The sequence below is a fragment of the Methylobacterium sp. 10 genome (genome assembly GCF_000519085.1).
Lineage (GTDB): Bacteria > Pseudomonadota > Alphaproteobacteria > Rhizobiales > Beijerinckiaceae > Methylobacterium.
Window position 1 is genome coordinate 391,725 of record NZ_KI912577.1, and the last position, 21,940, is coordinate 413,664.

A 21,940-nucleotide genomic window follows, 5' to 3' on the forward strand; every position below is an offset into this window, starting at 1 on the left:
GCTGGTGAATCTGTCGAAAGTATGGGGTGCATCGCAAAATGCACGCCGCACCTTCCTCGACCGTCAAGGTTAATGAACCATGAGGAAGTGTCGGATTCTCTCTCGCCGGACGTCTCGCTGTCCTGGGCACATCGCTTTGCCGACGGAAAGCCAGGCCGGCCTGCGAGAGCCTAAAGCGACGGGGTCTCGAAACGCTGCGACATGGCCCGACGAAGGCTGTCCGGAAGACGAACGGCCCGGCCATCCCGCACCGCCGCCACGGTGACCTCGGCCTTGAGCAGGACCTCGTCGCCGCGCCGCACTTCCTGGATCATCGGCATCGAAGCGCCGCGCAGTTCGACGACGGTGGTCATGATGGCGAGCATGTCGTCCATCCGCGCCGGCTTCAGGAAGTCGAGCACCATGCGACGCACCACGAAGATCAACCCGGCATCGCGCGCTAGATCGACCTGCTCCATCGCGAGGGCGCGAAGCAGCTCGGTGCGGCCGCGCTCCATATAGCGCAAGTAATTGGCGTGATAGACGAAACCTGAGAAATCGGTGTCTTCGTAATAGACGCGGATGTCGATGCGATGAGAGGTCATGCGATGTCTTCCGAGGATAGGTCGACCACGACGATCTCTGGCGGAACCCCGAAGCGCACCGGCGCAATGCTGTTGCCGAGGCCGCCGGAGACGACGAGATCCGCCTGCTCGCGGACATGGCCGTAGGCGTAACGGTTGGCGTAGCGCGACGGAACCACGGGAGAGTAGCCGAACAGCCGCACCTGCCCCCCATGGGTATGGCCGGACAGGGTCAGCGCCACATGGGCCGGCACTTGCGGGAAGATGTCCGGCTCGTGCGCCAGCAGGATCGTCGGCGCACCCTGCGGCACGGCGGCGAGCGTCTTGTCGAGATCGTCGACGCCGATGCGGGCATGGTCGTATCGCTTTCGGGTCGGCAGCAGGGCGAGCTGGTCGCCGAGCCCCGCGAGCCAGAACGCGCGCCCGTCCTTCTCCAACCGGATCGCCTCGTTGTCGAGGACGCGGATACCGGCCCGCGTGAGGGCCTCCCCGGCGATGGTCGGGCCGGCGCCACGTTTCTGCGCCGAACGGTCCTCCCACCAATCGTGATTGCCAAGGATGGCGAAGGTGCCCAGCGGCGCCCTGAGACCGCCGAGTTCGGGGGCCCATTCGGCGGCCTCGACGTAGCGAGTGACGAAGTTCTGCCCGGCGACGTAGTCGCCGAGGAGTACCGTCAGGTCGCCGCCGAGCGCATTGGCGGTCTCGACGATGCCGGCGATGCGGGCGGCACACATCCACGGCTCGCAGGCATGGATGTCGGCCAACGCCACGATGCGGAGCTTCAGCCCGGCGGGCCAATAGCCCTTCGGCGTGATGGCGTAGCGCGTCACCGACAGGCGCATGGGCTCGATGCCGATGCCGTAGGCGGCCGTCGCACCTCCCGCCAGGGCCATGACGCCGAGGCCGGCGAGAACCGTCCGGCGCGTGATCCTCACCGCCGGCGTCCGTGAGGGCAGAGCCTCCTCGCCGATCCGATCGTCAACCGGGTTCATGCCATGGGCTCCGAGGACAGATCGACCACGACGATCTCGGGCGGCACGCCGAGGCGTACCGGCAGGCCGCTCATCCCTAAACCGCCGGACACGACGAGATCGGTCTGCTCGCGCACATGGCCATAAGCATAGCGCCGCCCATAGCGGGAGGGGACGACAGGGGCGTAACCGAGGAACCGGACCTGTCCGCCGTGGGTGTGGCCCGACAGGGTGAGGGCGACATGGGCCGGAACCTGCGGGAAGATGTCCGGCTCGTGGGCGAGGAGGATGGAGGGCGCGCCGTCGGGGATCGCCGCGAGGGCGGCTGCCAGATTATCGCTTCCCTTACGTGGGAGACCGAAACGCCACCACGTGCGCTCGAAGCTCAGTTGATCGCCGAGGCCGGCGAGCCAGACCTCGTGTCCCCTCACCCACAGGGGCAGGGCCTCGTTCTCGAGGACGCGGATGCCGGCGCGCGTCAGGGCCTCCCCGGCAAAGGTCGGGCCGTGCCCGCGCTCGCAGGCGGCGCGATCGGCCCACCAATCGTGGTTGCCGAGGATGGCATAGGTGCCGAGCGGAGCCTTCAAGCCGCCGAGGACGGGCGCCCAATCGGCAGAGTCCACGATACCGGTGATCCGCTTCATGCCGCTGACATAATCGCCGAGCAGCACGATCACATCGCCGCCGAGGCCGTTGGCCGCCTCCACGATCCGCCGGATGTGGTCGGGCGTCATGAAGGGATCGCAGGCATGGACGTCGGAGACGGCCACGATCCGCAGGGTCAGGCCCGCCGGCCAAGGCGCCATCGGTCTGATGCGGTACCGCGTGACGGCGAGACGCATCGGCTCGACGCCGATTCCGTAGGCGGCCGTGCCGCTGCCCGCGAGCGCCGTGGCGCCGAGGCCGAGCACGAGGGTGCGGCGGGTGATCCGGACAGGGGAGGATAAGGTCGCGTTCGTCATCGGCGAGGAGCCACGAGCGCCGTCTCCTGGCGCAGAGCGGCTTGCGCATCCCGTCCGGCGTAGAAGACGCCAAGGATGGTGACCGTCTCAGGCCCGACCGTGAAGGCCAAGCTCACGCGGCGGCGATATCCGATGACGCGAAGCCCTGGGCGGATTTCGTCGCGCACGCGGCCCCGCTGCGGGAACGTGGCGAGGCTCTCCGCATCGTCCACGATATCGTCGACATAGGCCGACGCCCGCTCGAAGCCGGCGCCCGGCGTGAGGAACCGGCGAAGGTCGATGAGGTCGGCGAGCGCTTCGGGGCTGAAACGAACGTCGTAGGACAAGGCGGGATCAAACGTCCCCGGCCGTCGTCACGCGCAGCGCATGGCGAACATCTGAGACCGAAAGCGCAGCGCTCGGGTCGACAATCATCCGATCATAGACCGGGCCGATGCGGGTCTGCAGCCATTCGGTCTCGTCCCGCTCCTGCGCCTGCAAGGCCCGCAGGCCTTCGCCGATGACGTCGCTCGGCGTCGCATACTCGCCAGCGGCAACCTTGTGATGGACCATGTCCACAAGGTCGGCCGGCAGGGAAACGCTCAGGTCTCGTATAGCCGCCATGCGCCTCGTATCCGCTATCCCGGGCTCGGAACGCGATCAATGTACCACGGATCGGAACAGCGTGATGACACACCCCGTTCAGCCATTGGGTTCCTCCGCCCCGAACAATCCGAACTGCGAGCCGGATTCCCGCCGGGGCACGGCGAAGCCCATGTGCTTGTAGGCATGGGGCGTCAGCATGCGTCCGCGCGGGGTACGCTGGACGAATCCCTTCTGGATCAGGAACGGCTCGATGATGTCCTCAATGGCGTCGCGCGGCTCGGAGAGCGCCGCCGCGATGGTCTCGATCCCCACCGGGCCGCCGCCGAAGGAGGTGGCGATCATGGTCAGGTACTTGCGGTCCATCACGTCGAGGCCGGCCGGGTCCACGTCGAGGAGCTGGAGCGCACGGTCCGCGATGGCCCGCGTGACGGTGGGAGCGTCGGCCACGATGGCGAAGTCGCGCACCCGGCGCAGGAGGCGGCCGGCGATGCGCGGCGTGCCCCGCGCCCGTTTGGCGATCTCGTTGGCCCCCTCCGCCGACATGCCGATGCCGAGCACCCGCGCCCCGCGGGTGACGATGAGCTCGAGCTCGTCGACATCGTAGAATTCGAGGCGAATCGGGATGCCGAACCGGTCGCGAAGCGGCGTGGTGAGCAGCCCGGCGCGGGTGGTGGCGCCCACCAACGTGAATTTCGGCAGCTCGATCTTCACCGAGCGAGCGGCCGGCCCCTCGCCGATGATGAGGTCGAGCTGGTAATCCTCCATCGCCGGATAGAGGATCTCTTCCACCGCCGGGTTGAGGCGGTGGATCTCGTCGATGAAGAGCACGTCGCGCTCTTCGAGATTGGTGAGCTGCGCCGCGAGGTCGCCGGCCTTGGCGATGACCGGGCCGGAGGTGGAGCGAAAGTTCACCCCGAGCTCTCGGGCCACGATCTGCGCCAGGGTGGTCTTGCCGAGGCCGGGAGGCCCCACGAACAGCACGTGGTCGAGGGCGGAACCGGTCTTCTTCGCGGATTCGATGAAGATCTGCATGTTGGCGCGCGCGGCGCGCTGGCCGATGAACTCGCTGAGACTCAAGGGCCGGATCGACTGCTCGACATCGTCCGGGCGGCGCTCGGGCGTGAGAAGCGACTCCGGAAGCGGGTGCAGGGTCGGCGATTTCGGCGATTTGGGAAGCTTGCTCACACGGGCTCTCGGTCGGGGCCCGGCACGGGGCCTGCTCCGGTGGACGGGCGTTCGGCCCGATGTCGCACAACGCCGCCCGGCGCGCTACACTGCGCCATCGGCGGCACGCTGCCGCCGCAGGTGGGTCGCGATGGGTGATGCCTCACAGCTGTTCTAGAAGATGGCCCTCGACGATTTCGAGGAGTTGCTGGCCGACAAGCCGCGCAACGAACGCTGGGAGCTGATCGGCGGTCGCGTCGTGCGGATGATGGTCGGCGCCCGCTGGGAACATGGGCGCATCGTCCAGAACATCGCAACCGGCTTTGAGAATGGATTTCGCGCCCGAGGGTCTTCCTGTCAGACGTTCACCGAGACGTTCTACTTGAAGAGCAAACCGCTCGACGCGGCGATGTTGCCGGATGTCCTCGTCGTGTGCGGCGACCTAGAACCGGGAACGACCTCGGTGGACAACCCGACCATCCTGTTCGAAGTGCTGTCTCCGGGGACGGAAGCACGTGACCGTTTCGAGAAGTGGCACGTCTATCAGCAACTCCACTCCCTGCAGCACTGCGTGCTGGTGGCGCGCGACAAACCGCATATCGAAGTCTTCGACCGGGTCGACGGCGTTTGGAGCGGGCTGCGTGTCATCGAGGGGCTTGATGCGAATCTCGATCTCGCGGCAATCCAGGCTGCCTTGCCCCTGCGCGACATCTGCTATCGGGTAATCGCGCGCTGAGCGCCGGCAGTGCCGACGCTCAGCCTCGGATCAATCCTTCTCGGGAGCGATCGCTTCCAGGCCGCCGATATGCTTCTGGGCGTAGAGCGCCAGGCCGATCTGGGCGATCAGGGTCTGCTGTGTCTCGAGGAAGTCGATATGCCCCTCCTCGTCAGCAGCCAGTTCCTCGAACAGGATCTTCGACACGCGGTCGTTGATCGTGTCGCAGTACTGCGCGGCTTCGAGGTAGAGCGCCCGGGCCTCGGTCTCGGCGGCGAGGTCGGAGGCGATGATCTCCTCGATGTTCTGGCCGATCCGCAGCGGATCGAGTTCCTGAAGGTTGGGAAACCCGTCAAGGAACAGGATCCGGTCGATGAACCGGTCGGCGTGGTTCATCTCTTCGATGGATTCCTTGCGCCAGAACTTGGCGAGGTCGATGTATCCCCAGTCGTTCAGCATGCGGAAGTGGAGCCAGTACTGGCTCACGGCCGTCAACTCGCTGCGCAGACCTCTATTGAGGTACTCGACGACCTTCGCATCACCCTTCATAGAACTCACTCCCGTTCGGCTATTTCAAGCTCGAAGGGGAGCGTGGGGCCTCGCACAGGCCCTCAGGCGGCGATCCCCTCCCCCGCAGTTTGGAATTGAACCAAACTACAGCCGCTGGCGCAACCCGTTCCGCACGCATGGCCGGCCTCCGCCACCGCGTCTTGCAAGGCACCCTGCAGCGCCGCCTGCATGATCGAACGGATCGTCCGGGCGCAGCGACCGCATTTCGGGCTGCAGCCAAGACAAGCTTGGACCTGTGCCGGGGTTCGCGGGCAATCGGGCCCATCCTTCAGGCAAGCGCGAACGGCGCCGTCGGACAACACGTTACAGGAACAGACGATCATGGGAGCTCGCTGAACGAAACAGGAAGCGTCGATCGCGGGCGAGACAATTGCGTCATCGGCAAATTTCCCTCCCAGATCACTCGCTTGCGCGCCTTTTTAGAACTTTTAAAATCTACTGCTTTCTCAATAACTTAACCGCCATGGGACGAATGCGCAAGGCGCGCGGACGTGCCTGCGGCCAGGGGGCTCCATCGGGGCGAGCTTGCTCAGAAGACGTGGAACGCAATGCCGGCGAGGAAGCTCTTCTCTTCCGTGCCCTTCAGGGTCGCCGTTTCGAGATTGCCGAACTTGTTCAGCCAGTACTGGAAGCCGATGAACACATCGACGCGGTCGGGCTGGTCGTAGACGAGCTTGCCGAGGTCGAGCACGAGGTTGGTGCGGGAGACGAATTCGAGCCCCGTCTCGCGGTTGAAGGCGAAGATCGCAGGGTTGCGGACACCGCGCCCCTTGGGCAGGACGATGTTGTTGATGCCCGTGACGCTGAGCGGCAGGCCGGTAAAGGCCAGGGGAAAGCTGTAGGCGATCTCGATCTCGGGGACGGTGTCGTAGCTGATGTCCCGGTTGGGATAGGGATTGAAGCCGTTGCGGTTCCACTCCTTGTAGGCGTGGACCGAGGCGCCGAGGAAGCCGGCCGGTACGTCGAAGGCGAGGTTAAGGCCGCCGACGACGTTGCGCTTGCGGGGGCCGAAGGCGGTGTCCTTCGTGTTGGCATCGAACCCGTAGGACAGGGAGACGTCCTTGATGAGGCCGGGCACTACGAACGCCTTGGTCCCGGTGAGGGCGTTGAGGCTGAGGGTGCCGCGATAGAGGCCATAGACCTCCGTCGCGCCGTCATCGCGAAGCAGGAACCCGCCCGGCGCGTTGGTCGTGCCGGCGCGTTCCTGCGAGCCGGATTTCAGGATGTCGAGGGAGAGGAGATTGGTGCCGTAGGCCCAGGCATTGGCATGCGAGAGGGTGAAGATCTGCTTGGGGATGCCGCGTGAGCGGAACGAGCCGTCCGCGTTTCGCACCCGCACGCCCGGCTCGGCGGCGGGAAACTGGTAGTGGTAGCTCACCTGGGTGTCGGCAAAGAGGAAGAACGGCGAGGGCGTATCCGGAACGGGCCGCGGCGCGCTCGCCGGATCGGCCGCCAGCGCCGGTGCCAGCGCCGCGCACGAGACCAAAGCGGCTGACAGGGATGTCCAGAAGCCCGTCATATTCAATCCCGGAGCGCGGTCCGCCCAGTCGGGGCTCCGGTCGATAGCCGATTTCACGGATCGTCGGAAGAACGAAAGCCGATCCGCCCGGCGGAGGATGCGAGCTCGCCGCGCTCAGCGTGCAAGTTCGCGGAGCCCGAGGCGAATCAGGGTCTTGGCCTCCGCCCCCTCCCCGGCGCCTTTCATCGCCGCGGCGATGGCGGCGGAGGCCTGCACCGGGGCATAGCCGAGATTGACCAGGGCGGAGATCGCATCGGCGGCGGGTTGCGGCGCGGTACGGTCCTCCACCGCGCCGGAGAGGGCGAGCACGGCGGGGTCGATGGGCGCGAAGGCCGGCGCCTTGTCCTTCAGTTCGGCGGTGAGGCGGGCGGCCAGGCGCGGGCCGACGCCCGGCGCGCGGGCGATGGAGGTCTTGTCCCCCATGGCGATGGCGGTAGCGAGGGCCTCCGGCTCCAGCACCGAGAGCAGGCCGAGGGCCACCTTCGAGCCCACCCCCTGCACGGTCTGGAGCAGGCGGAACCACTCGCGCTCCGCATCCGACCGGAAGCCGTAGAGCCGGATCATGTCCTCGCGGACATGGGTCTCGATGGCCAGCGAGGCCGCCTCGCCGGCGCCGGGCATCCGCTGCAGGGTGCGGGCGGAGCAATGCACCACGTAGCCGACGCCCTGCACGTCGAGGATCACGAAATCCTCTCCGTAGGAATCCACCACGCCCTTCAACTTGCCGATCATGCGTCATCCCGTCATCACGGACGGGTCTTTACCAGGGACAGGCTCGCCTGTCCGACCCGCCACCGAGAGAAAGTGACCGCCCGATGCGCACACCCCTCGCCGCCCTCCTCATGGTGATGGCCGCCTCCGCCGCCCATGCTCAGACACCGGCCCAGAACCCGGCCCAGGATGCCGGCCCCACCACCGACCCGACCCAGGTCCGGGCCGGCAGCTACGTGCTCGACGCGGCCCACGGCAAGATCACCTGGTCGGTGAGCCACCTCGGCTACTCCACCTATTACGGCCAGATCACCGACGTGGCGGGACAGGCCGACCTCGACCCCAAGGATCCGGGCAAGAGCCGGCTCACGGTGACCATCGGCATGGGGAGCATCAACGCCCTGAACGAAGCGCTCAACCGCCATCTCCAGGGGCCGGACTTCTTCGACACCCAGAAGTTTCCCACCGCCACCTTCACCGCCACCCTGGTGGAGCCCACGAGCCCGACCACGGCCCGCGTCGCCGGCAGCCTCACCCTGAAGGGTGTGACGAAGCCCGTGGCCTTCGACGCCACCTTCAACCGGGCCGGCCTCAACCCCATCGACAAGCGCTACACAGTGGGCTTCGACGGCTGGGCCGTGATCAAGCGATCGGATTTCGGCGTCAGCGCCTTCCTCCCCGCGATCGGCGACGACGTGTCCCTGCGGCTCGAGGGCGAATTCAAGGCGCAGTGAGCGGTCGCCTCCCCTGCGCGGGGAGGCGTTTCAGGTGGGGGTGCCTGGGTGCCCCTCCACGGAGGCAGGCGGAACCACCCCCACCCTCGATCCCTCCCCACAAGGGGGAGGGAGGCAGTCCGCTAACCCTTCGCAAGGGCCGCCGCGATCCGCGCGGCGGCAAGCCCGCTCACTCCGGCGACGGGGGCGTGGAGTTTCTTCAGGGCATGCGCCCCGCGATGGTTGGCATGGGTGACGGCGATGGCCAGGGCATCCGCCGCGTCCGCCGTCTTGAACTCGGCCTTGGGCATCAGGAACTTCACCATCGCCTGGATCTGAACCTTCTCGGCATGGCCCGAGCCGCAGACGGTCTTCTTCACCAGGTTGGCGGCGTATTCGGAGACGGGCAATCCGGCCAGGGCCGGCACCAGCAGGGCGATGGCGCGGGCGTGCCCGAGCTTCAGGGTCGCCTGCGCGTCCTTGTTGACGAAGGTCTCCTCCACGGCGACCTCGTCGGGCGAGAACCCCGACACCACGCGGGTGATGCCCTCGTGCAATTCCCGCAGGCGCAGGGCCAGCGGCAGATCCCCGTCCGAGGTCACCACGCCGCAATCGACGTAAGTCAGCTTGGCCCCGACGACGGAGATCAGACCCCAGCCGGTACGGCGCAGGCCTGGATCGATGCCGAGGATGCGGATGGGGGTCATGGGGGCCTGTATCGCGGTGACTGCCGATGGCCCGCCATCATAGGCGAAAGCATCGGTAGGGGATGCCCCCGGGTACTCGAACTTCCGGTACGATCGTCGCAAACGGAGGCAACGTCACCATCACCGGCGGCGCGGGCCACGATTTCCTGGTCTACGAAACGGCGACCGACGTGCTTGCGCCGTCGAACCCTGCAGTCCGGATGCTCCCCTCGGCGGCAACGGTGAACGGGCGAGTTATCTTGACAAAATTCCTATCACATGCCTATATCCCCACACCTGCCGCCCAGCGAAGGGGGCTCGCCCGGTGACCGACCGGGTGGGTCGGAGGGGCGGCGGGGCGGTGCCTGCGTCGGTGGTGTCGGTCACCATCGCCCCGGGCGGCGGCTCGATAGTCTGGGGGCTCGGATGGGGGCGCGGTAGGTCGGGAGTTAAATGCCCCGGCACTGACCCTGATCTCGGCTGCCATGATGAGGTTTGCGGCCCCTCCAATACGAGAGGGCGTGCGGGGCAAAGTCCGTTCGAACAGCCGGGCTGGGATGCGACACGACCACCTCAGGCGCGACGCAACGCGAGGACCGCTGGAGACACCGCGACGACAAAACAGGCCCCGGCGGGAACGCCGGAGCCTGACGGGACGCCGGGGGACCGGCAAACATTTATAGCGCTCAATGGGTTTCGCGGCGTCCCGCGTCCCCTGTTTGGGGCTTCACTTGGGCCATGCCCCCGGCGCTTGTCCGCGCGCGGGGGTGAAGGGGTGTGGAGAGCCGGTGGTGCACGTGTCCGTCTCCCCTCTGCGGGAGACGATGGCCCGCGAAGCGGATCGGATGAGGGGAGCGCGTTGTCCAGAGATGTCGCCCCCTCTCCCGCCTGCTCCGCAGGCACCCTCCCCCGCAACGGGGGGGAGGGCTAAAGGACGGCCCTCAACCCTCCAGCTTGGCCACCAGTGCGTCGGAGAGGGCGAAGTTGACGTAGACGTTCTGGACGTCGTCCTGGTCCTCGATGACCTCCACGAGGCGGATCAGCTTCTCGCCGGTCTCGTCGTCGACCTCGATGGTGTTCTGGGCCTTCCAGACCAGAGCCGTGCGGCGCGGCTCGCCGAACCGGGCCTCCAGGGCCTTGGAGACCTCACCGTAGGAATCCTGGGCGCAGGTGATCTCGTGGCCATCCTCGGAGGAGCGCACGTCGTCGGCGCCCGCCTCGATGGCGGCCTCCAGCATCGTGTCGGCATCGGCCACCGATGCGTCGAACTCCACCACGCCCACATGGTCGAACATGAAGGAAACGGCGCCCGTCTCGGCGAGGCTGCCGCCGGACTTGGTGAAGGCCGAGCGCACGTCGGAGGCCGTGCGATTGCGGTTGTCGGTCTGCGCCTCGACGATGAGCGCGGCACCGCCCGGGCCGTAGCCCTCGTAACGAATCTCGTCGTAGTTCTCGGCATCGGCGCCGGAGGCCTTCTTGATGGCGCGCTCGATGTTGTCCTTGGGCACGTTCTCCGCGCGGGCCGCGATGATGGCGGCGCGAAGGCGTGCGTTCATCGCCGGATCGGGCATGCCGAGCTTGGCCGCCACCGTGATCTCGCGGGCGAGCTTGCCGAAGATCTTGGAGCGGACCGCATCGACGCGGCCCTTACGGTGCATGATGTTCTTGAACTGGGAATGGCCGGCCATGGCGTGACCTTGGGTCGTGTCAGAGGTGGAACGGAGGGGCACGCATACGTCGCCGCAGCGGCATTTGGCCGGGTTATAGGCCGGGTCCGCCCGTGGAGGCAACGCGACGGTGTCCGCCGCGTTGGCGGAGCGGGGCTTTTCCGGCCCCGGCGGATACGAACATGGCGACATCCCCCCGGAACGACGGAGCCAAGCGGCCCTGGTGGCGCCTCGCCCTCGCCGCCGGCCTCGGCCTCCTCGCCGGGGCGACGCTGTTTCCCCGGCCGGCGAAGGGGGTCAGCCCGCCCGCTCGTGCCAGGCCGCCAGCCCCGCGAGGGTGACGACCCCCCCGGCCCATGGGGTTCCCGAAAGGTGGGTATGGGGCGTCCCCGGCTCACCGAGATCCGACACCGCCGAGAATGCGCCCTCCAGGCTGTGTCCGCCGGTGTAGCGGCTTCGCGTGGCAACCACGGGCAGTCCCGCATCGAGCGCCGAGCGGATGCCGGCCACCGAATCCTCGAAGGCGATGGCTTCCCCCGCCGCCACGCCGAGGCGCGTGAGGGCCAGGACGAACACGTCCGGATGCGGCTTCTTGCGCTCCGCCTCGTCGCCACAGGCCACCACGTCGAAGGGGCTGCCCTCGGGAAAGTTGACGGCGAGGAGCGCGTCCACGTTGGGGCGGCTCGTGGTGCTCGCCACCGCGAGGAGAAGGCCTGCGCTCTTGGCTTCCCCCACCAGGCGCGCGATGCCGGGGCGCAGTTCGAGCGCTCCTTTCGTGACGAGGTCGCCGTAGATCCCGGTCTTGCGGTCGTGGATCTCGCTCATCTGCGCGCGGCGTTCCGCATCCGGCTCGCCGTGCTCGGTAGCCACGTAATGGGCGAGCCGCTCCTTGCCGCCCATGACGGTGAGAAGGTCGGCATAGAGCTCCGGCGACCAGTGCCAGTCGAGCCCCAATTCGGAGAAGGCGCGGTTGAAGGCCTGCCGGTGCAGGTCCTCGGTCTCGGCCAGGGTTCCGTCGACGTCGAAGATCAGCGCCTTCAACATGCGACGGTGCCGCCGGCGCCCGCCCGGATGGCGGCGATGCGCTCGGCATATCCGGCCGGCCCGCCCTTGAACACGGCGCTGCCGGCGACGAAGGCGTTGGCCCCGGCAGCGGCGGCGAGGCCGACGGTCTCCGGGGTGATGCCGCCATCCACCTCGATGTCGATGTCGCGGCCGGCGGTCATGGCCTTGATCCGGGCGATGGTCTCCAGGGTCGAGGGGATGAAGCTCTGGCCGCCGAAGCCGGGATTCACCGTCATCACCAGGACGAGGTCCACCATGTCGATCAGGGACTCGATGGCGGTCGCAGGGGTACCCGGATTCAGCGCGACGCCGGCACGCTTGCCGAGAGACCGGATGGTCTGGAGCGAGCGGTGGATATGCGGGCCGGCCTCCACATGGACGGAGATCGCATCCGCGCCGGCCTCGGCGAAGGCCGCGAGATACGGGTCTGCGGGGGCGATCATCAGGTGGACGTCGAAGATCTTGGCACTGTGCGGCCGGAGCGCCTTCACCACGTCGGGGCCGAAAGTGATGTTGGGCACGAAATGCCCGTCCATCACGTCGAGGTGGATCCAGTCCGCCCCGGACTCCGAGACCGCGCGGACCTCCTCGCCGAGGGCGGCGAAATCCGCCGAGAGGATGGAAGGAGAGATGATGGGGCCGGCCGTGCGGGTCGTCATTCGGGCTATCTCGTTCACTTTATCGGTCCGGCAAGAGCAAGAGCCCGGACGTTCGCTGGTCTCAGGCAAGCCGGCGCTTGCGTTCCACCAATTGCATAATGATCGGGGTCAGAATGAGCTGCATCGCGATGTCGAGCTTGCCACCCGGAATCACGATGGAATTGGCACGGCTCATGAAGGAACCCTGGATCATCGAGATCAGGTAGGAGAAGTCGATACCCTTCGGGTCCTTGAATCGGATCACCACCAGCGATTCGTCGGCGGTGGGAATCCAGCGGGCGATGAAAGGGTTGGAGGTATCCACCGTGGGCACGCGCTGGAAGTTGATGTCCGTCCAGGTGAATTGCGGGCAGATCGTCTGCACGTAATCCGGCATGCGCCGCAGGATCACGTCGGTGACGGCCTCGGTGGAATAGCCGCGGAACGAGCGGTCCCGGTGCAGCTTTTGGATCCATTCGAGGTTGATTACCGGCACCACGCCGATCTTGAGGTCGGCGTAGCGGGCCATGTCGACATTGTCGTCGACGACGCAGCCGTGAAGGCCTTCGTAGAACAGCAGGTCGGAGCCCGGCGGGAAATCCTCCCAGGGTGTGAAGGTGCCCGGCTCGGCGCCGTAGGCCTGCGCGTCGGCAACGTCGTGGACGTAGTGACGCGTACGCCCGCCGCCGGATTCGCCGTAGCTGCGAAACACCTCCTCCAGCTCCAGGAGCAGGTTGGCGCGGGGCGCGAAGTGGCTGAGGGTCGGCTCCTCGGCCATGGCCTTGCGCATGGCGTTGCGATCGAGGGCGTGGAACGCGTCCCCCTCGATGTAGACCGCGCTCACGTCCTCGCGGCGGAAGATCTGTTCGAACGTGTTGCGCACGGAGGTCGTGCCGGCGCCCGACGATCCGGTGACCGAAATGATGGGATGACGCGCCGACATGAACGATGCCCGACCGGTTCCAGCCTGTCCCCGGTCAGCTTCGCATCAGGCCGCGCTGGCCGAACAGGGGCGAGCGGCCGGCGGCGGCGTTGCGGCCACCGTAATACTTGGCGACGCAGGCCACGTCCTCGCTTGATCCGAACACCAGCGGCACGCGCTCGTGGATGCCGGTGGCGGAGATGTCGAGGATACGGTTGGCGCCGTCTGTAGCCAACGCACCCGCCTGCTCCATCAGCATCGCGATGGGCGCAGCCTCGTAGAGGAGGCGCAGGCGGCCCTGCGCGTAGCCCTTCCGGTTGTCACCGGGATAGAGGAACACGCCGCCACGCAGGAGCACCCGCTGCGCATCGGCCACAAGGGAGCCGAGCCATCGCATGTTGAAGTTCTTGTCCAGCGGCCCGTCGGAACCGGCCAGACAATCCTCGATGAAGGCCTTCACCGGGGTGTCCCAATGCCGGGCGTTGGAAGCGTTGATGGCGTATTCCCTGGCAGCGGCCACCACCTCGATCCGAGGACTGGTGAGGCGGAACACACGCTCGGCCCGGTCTAGAGTGAAGATCTGCGTGCCGAATCCAAGCGTCAGCACCAGGGAGGTCGCCGGACCGTAGGTGACGAAGCCGGCGGCGAGCTGGGCGGTGCCGGGGCTCGTGAACGAACCGAGGGGGTTCTCCGCCGTCGCGCCCACGGGCCGGATGCCGAAGATCGAGCCCACCGCCATGTTCACGCCGATGTTCGACGAGCCGTCCAAGGGATCGATGGCGACGGCAAGCGGGGCGCCGGCGTTGAGAAGCATGATGCCCTCGGCCTCCTCGGAGGCGACCTCCGCCACCGGCGCGCCGCGCAGGGCCTCGGTGAATCTGTGGTGCGCCAGCACGTCGAGGGCCTTCTGCACGTCGCCGTCGCTGTTCTGCTCACCCTGTGCCGCGAGATCGCCGCCGCCCAGCGCGCCGCGGCCGATCACCTCGCTCACATCCACAGCCGCCTCGGCACAGGCCGCGATGACTGCGGCGACGTCGGCGAGGCCCTGATCGGCGGCAACCGCCTGGGCGAGGTACGCATCGAGCCGCGACCCGATTTCCAGAGACCCCAACGACATCGGCTCACGTCCTCTTCCACAGACCCGCCGGAGACCATCCGGCCGCTCATCATCCGTCCAGCTTCCAGGCCTTCGAAAGCCCGGAGCACCGCCCTTTGCACGATAGCGCCGGGTTCAACCAGAGCGCCAGACGGGCATTCCCCGTGCAAAGAAGGAATTCTGAAAAAACTTGCGGGCGGTTCCAAAAAAACTAAAAACGCCGGATGCGCAACCTCTCGCTCAAGCAACTCCAGGCCGTCGCAGCGGTCGCCCGCCTCGGAACGATGACCCGTGCGGCCCAGGAACTCAACGTCACCTCGGCGGCGCTCTACGCGCGCATCCGCCAGTTGGAGGAGGAGGCGGGGCTGCTGCTGTTCGACCGGACCCCCACGGGCCTGAAGCCCACCGATGCCGGGCGCGAGATGCTTTGGGCGATCGACAGCATCAACACGGTGCTGGAGACTTGCGCCGACCGGCTCCAGACCCTCAAGGGCGGCAGTGGCGGCCGGGTCGCCATGGGGGTGGTGTCCACCGCCAAGTATTTCACGCCCCAGATCATCGCCGGTTTCGTCGACCGTTATCCCGCGGTGGAGATCAACCTCGTCGTCGGCAATCGCGGCGCCATGGTCGAGGCCCTGCGCAACTACGAAATCGACTTTGCCATCATGGGTCGTCCGCCGCGCGACTTTGCCATTGAGGCCGAGATGTTCGGCGCGCACCCGCTGGTGATCATCGCGGCGCCGGGCCATCGCCTCAGCACGCGGACCAACCTCACGCGGGCGGACTTGACCGAGGAATCCTTTCTGGTGCGCGAGGAAGGGTCCGGCACCCGCACGGTGTTCGAGGAGTTCATGTCGGGCATCATGATCCAGCGCGCGAAACTCGGAATCGATTCTGGCTCGAACGAAACGATCAAGCAGGCGGTGATGGCCGGACTCGGCATCGCCCTCATCTCGGGCCACACGGTGGCGGCCGAGGTCGAGAGCGGGCGCATGATTCTGCTCGACGTGCAGGGATTGCCGATCCGTCGCGACTGGTACGTAGTCCGCCGCGCCGACAAGGTGCTCGGGCCGGCGGCGGCGGCGTTCTGGGATTACACGGTGAAGGAAGGCGGGCGGAAGCTGCCGCGTCTGGCCCTGTCACCGGCCGTCAGTCCGGTCACCGCGGAGTTCGAGGCGTGAGCGAGACCGGGATCGTCGTCGTCGGTGCCGGGCAGGCCGGTTTGCAAGCTGCGGCTTCCCTGCGCGAGGCCGGCTATGCCGGATCGGTGACGATGATCGGCGACGAGCCGAGCCTTCCCTATCAGCGTCCACCGCTCTCGAAGGCCTATCTCGCCGGCAAGGTGGATGCCGCCGGCCTGTTTCTGCGGGCGCCGGGCTTCTACGCGGACCACCGCATCGCCTGCGAGACCTCGGTCGAGGCCGTCGCGATCAGCAGGTCAGCCCGCAAAGTCCGCTTCAGCGACGGACGTGACCTCGGCTACGATCACCTCGTCCTCGCCATGGGATCGCGAAACCGGCCTCTGCCGGTGCCCGGGGCCGAGCTTGCGGGCGTGTACCAGCTACGCTCGATCGTGGATGCCGAGCGGATCAGGGCGGCCATCGCCGTATCGCGCAGCATCGCCATCGTCGGCGCGGGATTCATCGGGCTCGAGTTCGCCAGCATCTGCGCCGCACGCGGCCTGTCCGTTACCGTCATCGAAGCCGCCGATCGGCCGATGGCGAGGGCCGTGTCCGAGCCGATCGCCACCTTCTTCCGAGAGGTACACGAGAGCGCCGGCATCCGCTTCCTGTTCGGCGGCGGCGTGCAGGCCATCGAGGGTTGGGCTGGGCGGGCCGAGTCGATTGTCTTGTCAGACGGCACCGTATGCCCGGCCGACTTGGTCCTGATCGGGATCGGCGTTCTTCCAAACCAGGACCTTGCAGCCGAGGCCGGCCTTCACGTGGAGGACGGCATCGTTGTCGACTCCGTTCTTCTCACCGACGACCCGTCGATCTCGGCTATCGGCGATTGCGCCCAGTTTCCCACACGCTTCGCAGCCCATGGCACGGCGCGGGTGGAATCTATTCAGAACGCCATCGACCAGGGCCGCTGCCTCGCCGCCCGCATCACCGGACGCCCCGCCCCTTACGATGCCGTTCCCTGGTTCTGGAGCGATCAGGGCGGGCACAAGCTGCAGATGGTGGGATTGCCGGCATCGAACGACATCTCCGTGCGACGCGCCACCGCCGGGGGATTTGCGGTGTTCCGCTATCGCGGTCCGCACCTCACCGGGATCGAGACGGTGGATTCGGCCGCCGAGCATATGGCCGCCCGCCGAATCATCGCGCGCGGCCTGTCACCGACGCAGGACGAGGCTGCGGATCCGGCCTTCGATCTCAAGGCTCTCGCCATGGGACGCAACGGACCCTGACCGCCTCTCGCCACGACTTCAGTGATCGTTCTCCGTAGTCAGCGATCCGAGCCGGGTGCCTTCGTCTCCGCCAGTCGCACGAAGGCCGACACCGCTCTCGCTGCCTTCGTGAAAGACGATGCCGGCGGTCATGAGAACACTTCTCAGCGCTTCGATCCGGCCCGATGCCGGATCGCCGGTGCCATTCTCGAAGGCCTTCACATCCTGCTCGGCCAGACCGACCTTGGCCGCGAGATCCGCCTCCGACCAGCCCAGCATGCCGCGGGCGGCTCGCGATTGCGCCGGGCTCATCGTGTTCGGCCCCGCCCCGCCGCGTTCGCTCTCGTCCAGTCCCGACACAGGAAGCACTCCGTCATGCAATGGCGCTCGACACGCGCCGGCTTCTAAGCTGCTTTAACGAGGCTGGCAGCGGGATTGTTCACGTAGAGGGAGCGTGGAGCGACGTTTGGAAGTGAATGACAAGGAAAACCCACAACGGGCACTCTTGACCTTATTTGTGCTGGAATCTTATCCGAAGGGCGTCCGTACGCTGTCCACGCAAGCCTCGTCCGACGCAGAGCTTCGCGCGGGACGAGCGGCCCGAACGATCGCGCGTCGCAACCGGGACGCGGTGCGCGACGATGCGAGTTCGATTGATGATTACGAAGGAGGGCCTGACGATGAGAGCGATGCTGTTCGCCGCGATGGCTTGTGCCGCGACGGCGGGGATGCTGGCGACGGGCGCAATGGCGCAGGGATCCAACGTCACCGGCTTCGGCAAGGACAACCGCGAGAAGCCCGAGAAGAAGCAGTACGTTCCGGCGGCCAAGGCCCAGGAGAAGATGTTTCCGCTCGATGCGACCTGGACCGCCGTGAGCCTCAACGGCAAGCCCTTCAACGGCACCGACCGGCCGAGCTTCATCATCGATAAGCAGTACCGCGCTCGTGGCTATGGCGGCTGCAACACTTTCGCCGCCACGGCCTTCCCCCTGCGCGAGCAGCACCTCGCCGTCGGCCCCCTCGCTCTCACGAAGAAGCCCTGCGATAAGGGTACCGGCGCCAGCGAGCAGGACTTCTTCATCGCCCTGCGCACCGCCGCCCAGTGGGACCTCGTCGGGTCGCAGCTGGTGATCAAGAGCCAGAAGGGCGAGTTGAAGTTCGATCGCGCGCTTTAGATTTCTCCGCAGCACGGCCGGTCACCGGCCGTCCTTCCCTGGGCGAACACGCGCTGCGATGGACGTTTCGCGAGAGACAGCCGACTCGGCTCACCGCAACGGAATCGAGGCCGGAAGCGCGTGGAGCTACCCTACCGGCCCCATCCGTTCGATGGATGAACAACGCTGACGTGCAGGCGCGGCAGTCCGATGCCCAGCCCGCCTCCTCGGTGCCGGTATGTAAGGCGCCCTGACGCCGGCTCCCTTACGAATGTGGACTTCGCTTTAAGGCCGCGTTGACGACGATCCGAGGTCTCCGGCCCGGCTTTACCCCTCGTTCAATGCCCCCATCGCCTTCTGCCGATCGCGGTTGAAGCGGGGGAAGCGAAATGGTGAAGCGACTGGAATGGGCGACGGGGAGCGTCGTCCGCAGCGGCGCTCGCGAAGAGGCGGTCTATACCTGCCCGCCGAGCCTGCATCCGGGGGCCTTCCGGATCGCGCTGTCGACACCGTTCTGCGCGACTATCCTTGTGCTCTCGGCAATGGTCCTGTTCTCGTGAACACCGCCTGATCCAGGCATCGATCATGGCGAGACCGCACAAAAGGTCCGGGACGACGAGTCACGGGCGACGTAGCAAGAACAACATTCTCTTGGCCTGTCACCAGGCAAATCAATACTTCTACTGATGAATCAGATCGTTGAAGACAGAGAAGATTTGTCTTTGCCCTGCGGCCATTGCCGATTGCCTCGCATAGAACGACGCGATATCCCGGCGCATACCGAGCGCAGGGCCTGTCGAGGCCTTCGCGATGCGTAAGAGCCGATCAGGAGATCTCGTCATGGCCGACACCAGCCCCTCGCAGACCCGCAAACCCGGCCACGGCCATATCTATGGCTCGATCACCGAGACGATCGGCAATACACCCCTGGTCCGGCTCAACCGCATCACCAAGGAACGCGGCGTCGATGCCGAGATCCTGCTCAAGCTCGAGTTCTTCAACCCGATCGCGAGCGTGAAGGATCGTATCGGCGTCAACATGATCGACGCCCTCGAAGCCTCCGGCCAGTTGAAGCCGGGCGGTACGCTGGTGGAGCCCACTTCCGGCAACACCGGCATCGCCCTGGCCTTCGTAGCGGCGGCACGCGGCTACCGCCTGATCCTCGTGATGCCCGAGACCATGTCCCTCGAACGCCGCAAGATGCTGGCTTTCCTCGGCGCGGAGCTGGCCCTCACCCCAGGCCCGCAGGGCATGAAGGGCGCGATCAGCAAAGCCGAGGAACTTCTGAACGAAATTCCCGGCTCGATCATGCCGCAGCAATTCTCGAACCCGGCCAACCCCGAAATTCACCGCAAGACCACGGCCGAAGAGATCTGGAACGACACCCAGGGCCAGCTCGACGCCTTCGTCGCCGGCGTCGGCACGGGCGGGACGATCACGGGTGTCGGCAGCGTGCTGAAGCCGCGCCTGCCGAATCTCAAGGTGATCGCCGTCGAGCCTACCGATTCGCCCGTCATCTCCGGCGGCCAGCCCGGCCCGCATAAGATCCAGGGCATCGGCGCCGGCTTCATCCCGGGCAACCTCGACCGCGAAGTCATCGACGAGGTGATCACCGTCTCGAACCAGGAAGCCTTCGACACCGCCCGGCTTCTCGCCAAGCTCGAAGGCATCCCTGGAGGCATCTCCACCGGCGGCAACGTCGCCGCAGCGCTGAAGCTGGCGGCACGGCCGGAGTTCCAGGGCAAGCGCATCGTCACGGTGGCCTGCTCCTTCGCCGAACGCTACATTTCCTCGGCGCTCTTCGAGGGAATCTAACCTCCGACGGACGGCCCTGCCCACGGGGCCGACTTTTCCACGACGACGGCGCTTTCTCCCTGTGGCTTTCGAACCCCTTTCTGAAGGCCGCCCTTGTGCTCGACTGCCCTGTATCGGATCCGCCGCGCCACCCGCAGCCCCTGGCTGCGGGTGGCTGCATTCTACGGAGCCGGTGTAGCGGCCGCGCTCGCCACGGCCCTCGGCGCGCCGCTGATCCCCATCGAGATAGCCCGATCGATCGGCGCCGACGCCGTCGACCAGATCCTGTCCGTGCTCGCGACGAGCATGTTGCCGGTGGCGACATGCTCGCTCTCGATCATGGTGCAGGCCTATGGCGGCGCCACCAGCAACGTGACGCCCCGTGCCGTGACCCTGCTGATGGAGGATACCCGCACGCAGAATGCGGTAGCGAGCTTCATCGGCGCCTTCGTCTACAGCGTGGTCGGGCTGATCGCGCTCAAGACCCATCTCTACGGCGACCAGGGCCGGGTCATCCTGTTTGGCTTCACCCTCGTCGTCTTCGCTTCGGCGGTCCTCACCCTGGTGCGCTGGATCGACACCCTGGCCCATCTCGGCCGGGTCGGCGAGACCGTCGACGCCATTGAGGAGGCGGCCTGCGCCTCGATCAGGGGGCGGGCCGAGGCACCCTATCTCGGTGGGCTGCCCTAGTGCGCCGCACCGGAGGGCGCGATCGCCGTGCAGGCACAGAGCATGGGCTACTCCAGCACGTGGATTCCGGGGCACTGGAGGCACTCGCCGAGGCGTCGGACCTTGTCCTGCACCTAGCGGTAGCGGTCCTACCCGGCAGCTTCGTCCATCGGGGCCGGATCCTGTTAAAGATCGACGACAATCCCGACGCCGCGACCCTGGCCGGCATCACCAAGGCCGTCGTCATCGGCGACAGGCGCAGCTTCGACGATGATCCATGCTTCGGCATCATCGTCCTCTCAGAGGTTGCCTCGCGCGGGCTGTCTGCGGCGATCAACGATCCCGGCACGCCGATCACGTCATCGGCACGCAAGTGCGGGTGCTGACGCTCTGGGCCGAATGCCGGGCCGCCCCAACACGGGCCGAGACCTACCCACGCCTGCGCGTGCCCGGCATCGAGGCGGCGGACCTGTTCGCCGACGCGTTCCGTCACATCGGCCGCGATGGTGCCGCCTGCGCCGAGGTCGCGGTGCGTCTGCAAAAGGCGCTCGCCGCCCTTCACGCCATTGACGGCCCCGGCTTTCAGGCGGCCGCACGCCGGGAGGCGGATAATGCCCTCGCGCGGGCGGAGAAGCACCTCGACCTGCCCGACGATCTCGAATCCTTGCGCGCCGCGCACGCCGTCGTCGGCCATCGGCGCTGACGCAACCTCGCGGCCCATGGAGTGGTTGAACTTCCAACATTGGAGGACACCATGACGGATGAACCGCGCCAGCGCCCTTCGCTGAAGGATTTCGACGCCTATACCGATCGAAACGGCCAGAATCCCGGCCAGGACAATGCCCGCGACGTTGGCATTCCGTCCCGTACGCAAGCTGACCTAAAAGGCGATCCCTCGGGAGAGGCCGAGACCGCCCGTATCGCGTCCGGGACGCCGAGTGAAGACGCCACCGACCAGACGGAGGCGGAAGTGCCTGCGGAGAACATCCGGGCCATCGGCGATGCATCGCAGAAAGCTAAGCCTCCGAGTGCGGCGGCGAGGGATTCGATCGATCGCGCCACCGCGAGCGTCGGCAAGGACGAGGAGAGCTAGATGTCGGATTTCGACAAGCAGCCCACCGATGCCGCGACGCGCAAGCCCAACGAGGTCGGATCCCGGGGCAAGCCTGCGGTGGAAGGTGGGCATCAGACTGCGCAACAGGCGGACATCACCGGCATCGATTCGGGCGGCCTCAGCGACGCCGACCGGAAGGCGAGCTGGGACAAGGACGCTGACGAGGCCGGGCGCAACCCGACGCCCGTGGGCGGTTCATCGGATGGCCAATCGGACCGCAAGCGGTGAGACACCCCGGCAGGGGCCGACGTGACGCTTCGAGTGAAGGAA

The 21,940-nt window shown here is 66.8% G+C and carries 30 protein-coding genes; 13 read left to right on the plus strand and 17 right to left on the minus strand.

The genetic code is table 11. From position 1 onward, the window contains the following. Positions 1 to 170 precede the first annotated feature (170 nt). From ybgC to ruvB, 6 genes are all read right to left on the minus strand, one after another. Positions 171 to 584 carry a tol-pal system-associated acyl-CoA thioesterase gene (ybgC, locus tag K368_RS0101770; RefSeq protein ID WP_027170884.1) on the minus strand — a complete coding sequence of 138 codons (414 nt, stop codon included), beginning with the start codon at positions 582 to 584 and terminating at the stop codon, positions 171 to 173. Continuing rightward, complete coding sequence (locus K368_RS0101775) at positions 581 to 1,555, minus strand: metallophosphoesterase (RefSeq protein WP_051439717.1); 975 nt, start codon at positions 1,553 to 1,555, stop codon at positions 581 to 583. Before K368_RS0101775 ends, ybgC begins: the two co-directional genes overlap by 4 nt. Continuing rightward, the gene (locus K368_RS0101780) at positions 1,552 to 2,496 is read right to left on the minus strand and encodes a metallophosphoesterase (RefSeq protein WP_027170886.1); all 945 of its coding nucleotides are present in this window, start codon (positions 2,494 to 2,496) and stop codon (positions 1,552 to 1,554) included. The genes K368_RS0101775 and K368_RS0101780 overlap by 4 nt, the downstream gene beginning before the upstream one ends. Continuing rightward, a complete protein-coding gene (locus K368_RS0101785) occupies positions 2,493 to 2,822 on the minus strand; it encodes a type II toxin-antitoxin system RelE/ParE family toxin (RefSeq protein WP_027170887.1) in 330 nt (109 codons plus the stop codon). Before K368_RS0101785 ends, K368_RS0101780 begins: the two co-directional genes overlap by 4 nt. Positions 2,823 to 2,829: 7 nt before the next feature. Beyond that, a complete protein-coding gene (locus K368_RS0101790) occupies positions 2,830 to 3,099 on the minus strand; it encodes a type II toxin-antitoxin system ParD family antitoxin (RefSeq protein ID WP_027170888.1) in 270 nt (89 codons plus the stop codon). A gap of 78 nt (positions 3,100 to 3,177) precedes the next feature. Then, the gene (ruvB, locus tag K368_RS0101795) at positions 3,178 to 4,266 is read right to left on the minus strand and encodes a Holliday junction branch migration DNA helicase RuvB (RefSeq protein WP_197030965.1); all 1,089 of its coding nucleotides are present in this window, start codon (positions 4,264 to 4,266) and stop codon (positions 3,178 to 3,180) included. Between the two features lie 160 nt (positions 4,267 to 4,426). Between ruvB and K368_RS23675 the strand changes: the two genes are divergently transcribed. Continuing rightward, positions 4,427 to 4,981, plus strand: coding sequence for a Uma2 family endonuclease (locus tag K368_RS23675; RefSeq protein ID WP_036265888.1), 555 nt, complete (start codon positions 4,427 to 4,429; stop codon positions 4,979 to 4,981). A gap of 30 nt (positions 4,982 to 5,011) precedes the next feature. Here the strand turns inward: K368_RS23675 and bfr are convergent, their stop codons facing one another. From bfr to ruvA, 4 genes are all read right to left on the minus strand, one after another. After that, entirely contained in the window at positions 5,012 to 5,509 is a 498-nt protein-coding gene (gene bfr, locus K368_RS0101805; protein WP_027170890.1) for a bacterioferritin, read from the minus strand. A 62-nt stretch (positions 5,510 to 5,571) separates the two neighbouring features. Then, complete coding sequence (locus K368_RS27220; RefSeq protein WP_036265891.1) at positions 5,572 to 5,853, minus strand: (2Fe-2S)-binding protein; 282 nt, start codon at positions 5,851 to 5,853, stop codon at positions 5,572 to 5,574. Positions 5,854 to 6,059: 206 nt separating this feature from the next. After that, positions 6,060 to 7,049 carry a hypothetical protein gene (locus tag K368_RS0101815; protein ID WP_155934972.1) on the minus strand — a complete coding sequence of 330 codons (990 nt, stop codon included), beginning with the start codon at positions 7,047 to 7,049 and terminating at the stop codon, positions 6,060 to 6,062. Positions 7,050 to 7,163: 114 nt separating this feature from the next. Next, positions 7,164 to 7,781, minus strand: a complete 618-nt coding sequence (ruvA, locus tag K368_RS0101820) for a Holliday junction branch migration protein RuvA (protein ID WP_027170893.1) — start codon at positions 7,779 to 7,781, stop codon at positions 7,164 to 7,166. Positions 7,782 to 7,864: 83 nt separating this feature from the next. Here ruvA and K368_RS0101825 point away from each other — a divergent pair, with 83 nt between their 5' ends. After that, positions 7,865 to 8,494, plus strand: a complete 630-nt coding sequence (locus K368_RS0101825) for a YceI family protein (protein WP_027170894.1) — start codon at positions 7,865 to 7,867, stop codon at positions 8,492 to 8,494. Between the two features lie 122 nt (positions 8,495 to 8,616). Here K368_RS0101825 and ruvC read toward each other — a convergent pair whose 3' ends face one another. Together ruvC and K368_RS0101835 are read right to left on the minus strand one after the other, a co-directional pair. Next, positions 8,617 to 9,180, minus strand: coding sequence for a crossover junction endodeoxyribonuclease RuvC (gene ruvC / locus K368_RS0101830; protein ID WP_018041974.1), 564 nt, complete (start codon positions 9,178 to 9,180; stop codon positions 8,617 to 8,619). Positions 9,181 to 10,100: 920 nt separating this feature from the next. Next, positions 10,101 to 10,847, minus strand: a complete 747-nt coding sequence (locus K368_RS0101835) for a YebC/PmpR family DNA-binding transcriptional regulator (protein WP_027170895.1) — start codon at positions 10,845 to 10,847, stop codon at positions 10,101 to 10,103. Between the two features lie 161 nt (positions 10,848 to 11,008). Between K368_RS0101835 and K368_RS26430 the strand changes: the two genes are divergently transcribed. Then, complete coding sequence (locus tag K368_RS26430) at positions 11,009 to 11,167, plus strand: hypothetical protein (protein ID WP_155934974.1); 159 nt, start codon at positions 11,009 to 11,011, stop codon at positions 11,165 to 11,167. On the opposite strand, the gene K368_RS0101840 is transcribed toward K368_RS26430, so the two are convergent. The 4 genes from K368_RS0101840 to K368_RS0101855 all read right to left on the minus strand — a co-directional run bounded on the left by K368_RS0101840 (position 11,124) and on the right by K368_RS0101855 (position 14,568). Further along, positions 11,124 to 11,870 carry an HAD-IA family hydrolase gene (locus K368_RS0101840; protein WP_027170896.1) on the minus strand — a complete coding sequence of 249 codons (747 nt, stop codon included), beginning with the start codon at positions 11,868 to 11,870 and terminating at the stop codon, positions 11,124 to 11,126. The two genes, K368_RS26430 and K368_RS0101840, sit on opposite strands and share 44 nt — an antisense overlap. Beyond that, positions 11,864 to 12,550, minus strand: a complete 687-nt coding sequence (gene rpe / locus K368_RS0101845) for a ribulose-phosphate 3-epimerase (protein WP_027170897.1) — start codon at positions 12,548 to 12,550, stop codon at positions 11,864 to 11,866. Before rpe ends, K368_RS0101840 begins: the two co-directional genes overlap by 7 nt. A gap of 61 nt (positions 12,551 to 12,611) precedes the next feature. Next, positions 12,612 to 13,472: a phosphoribulokinase gene (locus K368_RS0101850; protein WP_027170898.1), complete on the minus strand. Its 861-nt coding sequence runs from the start codon at positions 13,470 to 13,472 to the stop codon at positions 12,612 to 12,614. Between the two features lie 34 nt (positions 13,473 to 13,506). Continuing rightward, complete coding sequence (locus tag K368_RS0101855) at positions 13,507 to 14,568, minus strand: class 1 fructose-bisphosphatase (protein ID WP_027170899.1); 1,062 nt, start codon at positions 14,566 to 14,568, stop codon at positions 13,507 to 13,509. A gap of 203 nt (positions 14,569 to 14,771) precedes the next feature. Here K368_RS0101855 and K368_RS0101860 point away from each other — a divergent pair, with 203 nt between their 5' ends. Next, positions 14,772 to 15,728 (plus strand): LysR family transcriptional regulator, encoded by a 957-nt coding sequence (locus tag K368_RS0101860; RefSeq protein ID WP_027170900.1) that lies wholly within the window; start codon positions 14,772 to 14,774, stop codon positions 15,726 to 15,728. Beyond that, positions 15,725 to 16,960, plus strand: coding sequence for an FAD-dependent oxidoreductase (locus tag K368_RS0101865; protein WP_027170901.1), 1,236 nt, complete (start codon positions 15,725 to 15,727; stop codon positions 16,958 to 16,960). The genes K368_RS0101860 and K368_RS0101865 overlap by 4 nt, the downstream gene beginning before the upstream one ends. Before the next feature lie 18 nt (positions 16,961 to 16,978). Here the strand turns inward: K368_RS0101865 and K368_RS0101870 are convergent, their stop codons facing one another. Continuing rightward, positions 16,979 to 17,299, minus strand: coding sequence for an XRE family transcriptional regulator (locus K368_RS0101870; protein ID WP_245259470.1), 321 nt, complete (start codon positions 17,297 to 17,299; stop codon positions 16,979 to 16,981). A 320-nt stretch (positions 17,300 to 17,619) separates the two neighbouring features. Between K368_RS0101870 and K368_RS0101875 the strand changes: the two genes are divergently transcribed. From K368_RS0101875 to K368_RS0101900, 8 genes are all read left to right on the plus strand, one after another. Continuing rightward, positions 17,620 to 18,114 (plus strand): META domain-containing protein, encoded by a 495-nt coding sequence (locus tag K368_RS0101875; RefSeq protein ID WP_027170902.1) that lies wholly within the window; start codon positions 17,620 to 17,622, stop codon positions 18,112 to 18,114. Positions 18,115 to 18,482: 368 nt separating this feature from the next. After that, on the plus strand, positions 18,483 to 18,653 hold the full coding sequence (locus K368_RS26955) for a hypothetical protein (RefSeq protein ID WP_197030966.1): 171 nt from the start codon (positions 18,483 to 18,485) through the stop codon (positions 18,651 to 18,653). A gap of 280 nt (positions 18,654 to 18,933) precedes the next feature. Next, positions 18,934 to 19,908 (plus strand): cysteine synthase A, encoded by a 975-nt coding sequence (gene cysK / locus K368_RS0101885; protein ID WP_027170903.1) that lies wholly within the window; start codon positions 18,934 to 18,936, stop codon positions 19,906 to 19,908. A gap of 93 nt (positions 19,909 to 20,001) precedes the next feature. Further along, complete coding sequence (locus K368_RS27545; RefSeq protein WP_280940215.1) at positions 20,002 to 20,577, plus strand: DUF2254 family protein; 576 nt, start codon at positions 20,002 to 20,004, stop codon at positions 20,575 to 20,577. Between the two features lie 59 nt (positions 20,578 to 20,636). Continuing rightward, positions 20,637 to 20,942: a DUF2254 family protein gene (locus K368_RS27550; protein WP_280940216.1), complete on the plus strand. Its 306-nt coding sequence runs from the start codon at positions 20,637 to 20,639 to the stop codon at positions 20,940 to 20,942. Continuing rightward, the gene (locus K368_RS27225) at positions 20,936 to 21,259 is read left to right on the plus strand and encodes a hypothetical protein (RefSeq protein WP_245259471.1); all 324 of its coding nucleotides are present in this window, start codon (positions 20,936 to 20,938) and stop codon (positions 21,257 to 21,259) included. Before K368_RS27550 ends, K368_RS27225 begins: the two co-directional genes overlap by 7 nt. Before the next feature lie 51 nt (positions 21,260 to 21,310). Beyond that, on the plus strand, positions 21,311 to 21,649 hold the full coding sequence (locus tag K368_RS0101895) for a hypothetical protein (RefSeq protein ID WP_027170904.1): 339 nt from the start codon (positions 21,311 to 21,313) through the stop codon (positions 21,647 to 21,649). Next, positions 21,650 to 21,898 carry a hypothetical protein gene (locus K368_RS0101900; protein ID WP_027170905.1) on the plus strand — a complete coding sequence of 83 codons (249 nt, stop codon included), beginning with the start codon at positions 21,650 to 21,652 and terminating at the stop codon, positions 21,896 to 21,898. Positions 21,899 to 21,940: the final 42 nt, after the last annotated feature.